Origin of the sequence: Empedobacter sp. 225-1 (genome assembly GCF_030328185.1) — a bacterium.
GTDB lineage: Bacteria > Bacteroidota > Bacteroidia > Flavobacteriales > Weeksellaceae > Empedobacter > Empedobacter stercoris.
Window position 1 is genome coordinate 1 of the sequence record NZ_JACALO010000050.1, and the last position, 6165, is coordinate 6165.

Here is a 6165-nt window from a genome sequence, read left to right on the forward strand (position 1 = left end):
GTATGTTACATCATATTTTACTTTTCTTGCCATAAAAAATGCCCCCAAAAGTGTCTAACTTTTTGGGGGCAGTGTAATTTGATGAGCTTTTTTATTTACTTTAAGTAAATTAGCTATCAATGAAATATAGTATTTACTTTTTAATTTTAGGATTTAGTTTGTTGAGTTGTACTAAGGAAGAAATTAAAATAAGGGTTGATAAAGTAGAAAATAATATGATACACTTTACAATTAAAAATAACTCCGAAAAAGAATCAATTCGCTTTTTAAAGCCTAAACATAATTATTTATGTTATGAAGGAGGTAATCCTATTAATAATATTTATAAAGATTTTTACATCTTAGATTTTATAGATAGATATAAAGATTTAAAGACTTTTAAAAGTACTTATGTAGATATATTAGATAATAATCCAAGTGATTTATCTGATTATATAATAGTAGAGATTCATAAAAATAAATCATACTCAGACAGTATAATGATACCTGATAAAGATTGTGAGTATTGTTATTTTTACCCTATAATCGAAGAAAATACTATTTTAATGATAAGAAAAGATACATTGATTTATGATGGAAAAGGAGCTGTAAAATTGATTCATTAATTTTTTAAAGTGTCAAACCTTCCAAATCATCAATTGTTCCGTTATAGATATTGACATCTACTTTATATCGTTTAACACCTTCTATAGTTGCTTTTTCCGTAAACTGCCAAAAATTCCAATGACCTTTCATTTCCTGTACCCAAAAATTGTAATTGGCAATCCAAATGATGTGGCCATCAAAATGATTTTGTAAATAATCTTCAAAATATTTATCAGAGGTATATATTATAGGTTTGATATCGTAATGCTCTTCCACAATTTTGCACCAATTCTTAATTCCTTCTACCAAACGTTCCATCGATTGCGTTTTTGGTAAGGTTTCGATGTCGAGAACTGGAGGTAAATCACCTTTTTTTAATTTTACTATATTGATAAAATTTTGAGCTTGTAAAGTCGAATTCTCATCAGGTCGATAAAAATGATAAGCACCTCGCAAAATATTATTTTCTTTTGCTTCTTTCCAATTTTCCTCAAACCTAATATCAACAGACGATGTTCCCATAGTAGATCGGATAAAAGCAAAATTAATGGGGTACAATTTGTAGATAGTATGCATTTTCGTCCAATCAATTTCACCTTGATATTGGGACACATCCACGCCAAACGTTTTGAGATAATATTTGTCCATTACCTCAATATTTCTGATGTCATATTTCGTTACTTTTTCATCAGTAATTTTTTCACCTTTCAATGATTTTTCTACAATTGTAAAGTAATAATGAATTCCATGGCGGTAACGATACGTAAAATAAAGTACACACAAAATAACAAACGCAATAAAATAGGTCGAAGGTTTTATCTTCTTGTAAAAAGGTTGTTGTTTTATTTTTTTACGAGGCATTTTAGTAGATGAAATAGAAATTATCTATGCAATATTAGTTCAATTTTCGATGATAAAAAAAGTAAAATCTTCATTATCTTTGTTCGGTATGAAAAAATGGATATTAGCCGCAAGGCTTCGCACTTTACCACTTTCGTTGAGTGGATTATTGTTAGCTGGATTTATTGCAAAATCAGAAGGAATCTTCCGAAATGATATATTTTTCTTATCACTTTTAACAACTTTAGCTTTCCAAATATTGTCAAATTTTGCCAACGATTATGGTGATGCTGTAAAAGGAACAGATGCAAATAGAGTAGGAGAGCAACGTGCAGTTGCTTCTGGTTTGATTACTCAAAAACAAATGAAAACTGCCATAGGTATCATGGTTGTCATTTCTTTGATTTGCGTTGCTACATTATTGTATGTGTCTTTTTATCCTCATGACATGAAGTATATTTATATATTTCTTGGATTAGGGGTAGCTTCTATTTTTGCAGCAATGGCTTATACAATGGGAAAAAAACCTTATGGATATATTGGTTTAGGAGATATTTTTGTCTTTTTATTCTTTGGAATTTTAGCTGTCGTTGGAGGTGAATTTTTATATTCAAAAGTATTTCAATGGCAAATTTTGTTACCAGCTGCATCAATGGGATGTTGGAGTGTAGCAGTGTTGAATTTGAATAATATGCGCGATGTCAAAAATGATGTCAAAAATAATAAAATCACTATTGCATCAAAGCTTGGATTTCAGAATAGTAAGTATTATCAAATGGCTTTAATGACAATTCCTTTTGTTTTGAGTGCCCTTTATGTAACGATGATTCCAGCAAAATCAGGAAAGTTATCAGGATTAGTATTCCTAATTTTAATCTTCTTTGCAAATGCTATTCGTCGTCAAATTTTTGCTGTAAAAGATCCAAAAGATTATGATCCGTTCTTGAAACAAGTCGCAATGTTAGCTTTATTCTTTGCTGTTTTATTGGGATATAGCTTAATTGGATTTGACTTTATCGATACTTTAACGCGTTAATCACAAAATAATATACAATGAAAATTCAATACTTAGGTCATGCTTCTTTGGCTATCGAAGCAAATGGTAAACACATTGTTGTTGATCCGTTTATTACTCCAAATGAATTAGCTAAACATATCGATTTCGAAAGTTTAAAAGCTGACTATATCGTTTTAACACATGCACATCAAGATCATGTGTATGATGTAGAAGAATTGGCAAAACGAACAGGAGCGTTAATTATTTCGAATGCTGAAATCGCTGGTTATTATGCAGCAAAAGGTTTGAATTCGCACGGAATGAATACAGGTGGGAAATTTAATTTTGATTTTGGATCAATTCAATCTACTATTGCTTTTCATTCGAGTTCTTTCGCAGATGGAACGTACGGTGGTGATCCAAATGGTTATATTATCGAGAGTGAAGGAAAGCGTATTTACATCGCAGGAGACACCGCTTTGACGTATGAAATGAAACTGATTCCCGATACAATTGGTCAATTAGATTTAGCTATTTTACCAATAGGGGATAATTTTACAATGGGTGCTAAAAGCGCTTCAATTGCGGCAGAATATGTTCAAGCAACTAAAGTTTTAGGTTATCATTATGATACATTTCCTCCAATAAAAATTGATAAAGCTGAAGCTAAATCAATATTCTTTTCACGTCATATTCAATTGATTTTATTAGAAATCGGGGAAGATTTAACCGTTTAGAAAAAAATATTATCCATAAATACAAAGCTCGTCCGAGGACGAGCTTTTATTTTTTTATGGAACAAGTTCATTAAAATTTATAAACAATTGCATTTACATTCATCCCTGCACCAACAGATGCAAATAGAACAATATCGCCTTTGTTTATTTGATGTGAAGATAATTCACCATTCAGAATCATTTTTAATAAGATAGGAATTGTGGCAACACTACTATTTCCTAATTTATCAATAACCATAGGCATTATATTCTCAGGAACAGGTTGTTCATACAAATCAAAAAATCTCTTTACAATAGCTTCATCCATTTTTTCATTTGCTTGATGAATAATGATTTTATTTAATTGTGAAATCGTATATCCACTTTCATCAAAACATTTTTTCATCGCGTCAGGAACATTCGATAAAGCAAACTCATATATCTTTCGTCCAATCATTTTTATATACTTGACATCTGGACAAGTTTCTGTGTTATAAGATTTTCCAAAAAATAGATAATCTTTTTCAGTTAAAGTGAATGAAGCTGAAAGATGTGATTTTAAACCTTCGTCATCATGATTATTTATTTCCAATATTGCAGCACCAGCACCATCTGCATAAATCATGCTGTCTCTATCATGGATATCAACAACCCTTGATAAGGTTTCTGCGCCAATAACCAAACATCTTTTTGCAATTCCAGCTTTAATAAAGGCATTCGCCTGTATCATACCTTCTAGCCATCCTGGGCAACCAAAAAGTACATCATAAGCAACGCAATAATTATTTTTGATTTGCAATTGATGTTTAACTCGTGAAGCTAAGCTTGGAACTGAATCTGATTGAATTGTACCTGAAATTACATCTCCAAAATTGTGTGCAAAAATGATATAATCTAATGTTTCTGGATCTATTCCCGAGTTTTCTATCGCCTGTTTAGCGGCAATGAAACCTAAATCTGATGTAACTTGATTATTGTTGGCATACCGTCTTTCTTCTATACCTGTTATAGATTTTAATTTTTCTGCAATGATGGTATTATTTTGTTTTAATGCAACTCCTTTTTCATCAAGAAAGTTATGTTGAGCAAAAAATAAATTTGTGATTGTTTCGGAGGGAATGTAGTTACCTACACCAATTATTTTACTTGTCATTTAATCTGTCTAACTAAATTTAGAACTCTTCTTCAGTAAAAAGCTTTTTTATTTAATTAAGTATTAAAGGTAGTGTAAATCTTATGACATATATAAATATTTTAATTTTTGTTTAAAAAAATGAAATATTCATAAAGCAAATAAAGATTTTTTATTAATCAGTACAGAAAGTGAATATTATATTATAAATTAATAAAACATTTTAAAAATCTTTAACTTAGACTTCTGTCGATTTTTTTTAAATTTGTTAAAAATAATACACAATGAAATACTTATTCATCGGATTTTTAGGATTGTTTATAGCTTGTAATGCGCAAGAAACAAAGAAATCAGTTTCTAAAAAACAATCCATTCAACAAACCACAAAAACACCACAAAAAATGAATAAAATTTACGATTATACATTTAAGGATATCAATGATGAAGATTTTAATTTTGCTGATTTAAAAGGTAAAAAAATCTTGATTTTGAACACAGCTTCAAAATGTGGTTATACACCTCAATATGATGCATTAGAAAAATTGTACCAAGAATACAAAGATCAAGGTTTGGTTGTTGTAGGATTTCCATCAGATAATTTTGGTGGACAGGAATTTGATAATAACGAAGAAATAGCTAATTTTTGTAAATTAAATTATGGCGTTACATTTCCTTTGATGTCGAAAAGTGATGTCATTGGAAAAAATCAAAATGAAATTTTCAAATTCTTAACAAAAAAATCATTGAATGGTAAATCTGACCATGAAGTGAAATGGAATTTTACAAAATTTTTGATTAATGAAGATGGAACGTTAGAAACTGCTTATTCATCAAAAGTAAAACCGGATGACAAACAAATAATAGATTGGTTAAATAAATAGTAAATGAAGTTAGATATTCTTGCAATTGGAGCACATCCTGATGATGTAGAATTGGGATGTGGTGGAACACTAGCAAAAGAAATTAGAAACGGTAAAACAGTCGGAATTCTCGATTTAACGAAAGGAGAATTAGGGACTCGTGGTACTGATGAAACTCGTCGTGTAGAAGCAAATGATGCCAAAGATATTTTGGGTGTGGTTGTAAGAGAAAACCTTGGGATTGCAGATGGTTTTTTCTTGAATGACAAAGAGAATCAATTGAAAATTGTAGATGTTATTCGTAAATATCAACCTGATATTATTTTGAGTAATGCACCGCATGACAGACATCCAGATCATGGAAAAGGATCAGATTTAGTGAATACCGCTATTTTTTTATCAGGATTGCCAAAGATAGAGAATGGTTTAGCAGCTTGGCGTCCTAAGAAACACTTTCATTATATTCAATGGTTGCCATTAGAGCCTCATTTTGTAGTGGATATTTCAGGTTTTATAGATACGAAAGTAGAAGCATGTATGGCTTATAAAACACAATTCTTTGATCCAAATTCGAGCGAACCACAAACGCCAATTTCATCCAAAAATTTTACAGATTCTATTCGATATCGTGCATATGATTTGGGAAGATTAATAGGAACTGAGGCAGGAGAAGGTTTTATTTCGAGAAGTTATATTGGCGTAAATAATTTAGATTCTTTAATTTAGAAATAAAGGTTAAAAAAACCTTTATTTTTTTGCGAAAATTATTTGCAAGTACCGATTAATAGGCTATATTTGCAGTCCAATTGAGGAATTAAATAACAATAATTTCACAAGGCAAATGGTGGTTGTAGCTCAGTTGGTTAGAGCGCCGGATTGTGGTTCCGGAGGTCGTGGGTTCGAGACCCATCATCCACCCAAAAAACTTTAGAATTTAGTTTTAAAATAAAATTCGTACCAAATGGTGGTTGTAGCTCAGTTGGTTAGAGCGCCGGATTGTGGTTCCGGAGGTCGTGGGTTCGAGACCCATCATCC

7 protein-coding genes and 2 tRNA genes are annotated in these 6165 nt (G+C 30.8%); 7 read left to right on the top strand and 2 right to left on the bottom strand.

From position 1 onward, the window contains the following. Positions 1 to 119 precede the first annotated feature (119 nt). Positions 120 to 605 (top strand): hypothetical protein, encoded by a 486-nt coding sequence (locus tag HX088_RS12530; protein WP_286484318.1) that lies wholly within the window; start codon positions 120 to 122, stop codon positions 603 to 605. Positions 606 to 609: 4 nt separating this feature from the next. On the opposite strand, the gene HX088_RS12535 is transcribed toward HX088_RS12530, so the two are convergent. Then, the gene (locus HX088_RS12535) at positions 610 to 1446 is read right to left on the bottom strand and encodes a glycoside hydrolase family 25 protein (protein ID WP_286484319.1); all 837 of its coding nucleotides are present in this window, start codon (positions 1444 to 1446) and stop codon (positions 610 to 612) included. Positions 1447 to 1534: 88 nt separating this feature from the next. Here HX088_RS12535 and menA point away from each other — a divergent pair, with 88 nt between their 5' ends. Beyond that, entirely contained in the window at positions 1535 to 2461 is a 927-nt protein-coding gene (menA, locus tag HX088_RS12540) for a 1,4-dihydroxy-2-naphthoate octaprenyltransferase (protein ID WP_171623999.1), read from the top strand. A 17-nt stretch (positions 2462 to 2478) separates the two neighbouring features. Continuing rightward, positions 2479 to 3159, top strand: coding sequence for a metal-dependent hydrolase (locus HX088_RS12545; protein ID WP_171624000.1), 681 nt, complete (start codon positions 2479 to 2481; stop codon positions 3157 to 3159). Between the two features lie 70 nt (positions 3160 to 3229). Here the strand turns inward: HX088_RS12545 and HX088_RS12550 are convergent, their stop codons facing one another. Further along, positions 3230 to 4291: a 3-oxoacyl-ACP synthase III family protein gene (locus HX088_RS12550; RefSeq protein WP_225542819.1), complete on the bottom strand. Its 1062-nt coding sequence runs from the start codon at positions 4289 to 4291 to the stop codon at positions 3230 to 3232. 263 nt (positions 4292 to 4554) lie between these two features. Here HX088_RS12550 and HX088_RS12555 point away from each other — a divergent pair, with 263 nt between their 5' ends. From HX088_RS12555 to HX088_RS12570, 4 genes are all read left to right on the top strand, one after another. Next, positions 4555 to 5151: a glutathione peroxidase gene (locus HX088_RS12555; RefSeq protein ID WP_171624002.1), complete on the top strand. Its 597-nt coding sequence runs from the start codon at positions 4555 to 4557 to the stop codon at positions 5149 to 5151. Positions 5152 to 5154: 3 nt separating this feature from the next. Further along, positions 5155 to 5856, top strand: a complete 702-nt coding sequence (gene bshB1, locus HX088_RS12560; RefSeq protein WP_171624003.1) for a bacillithiol biosynthesis deacetylase BshB1 — start codon at positions 5155 to 5157, stop codon at positions 5854 to 5856. Positions 5857 to 5974: 118 nt separating this feature from the next. Further along, positions 5975 to 6048: transfer RNA gene (locus tag HX088_RS12565), tRNA-His, on the top strand. Between the two features lie 46 nt (positions 6049 to 6094). After that, positions 6095 to 6165 (top strand) — tRNA-His (locus HX088_RS12570).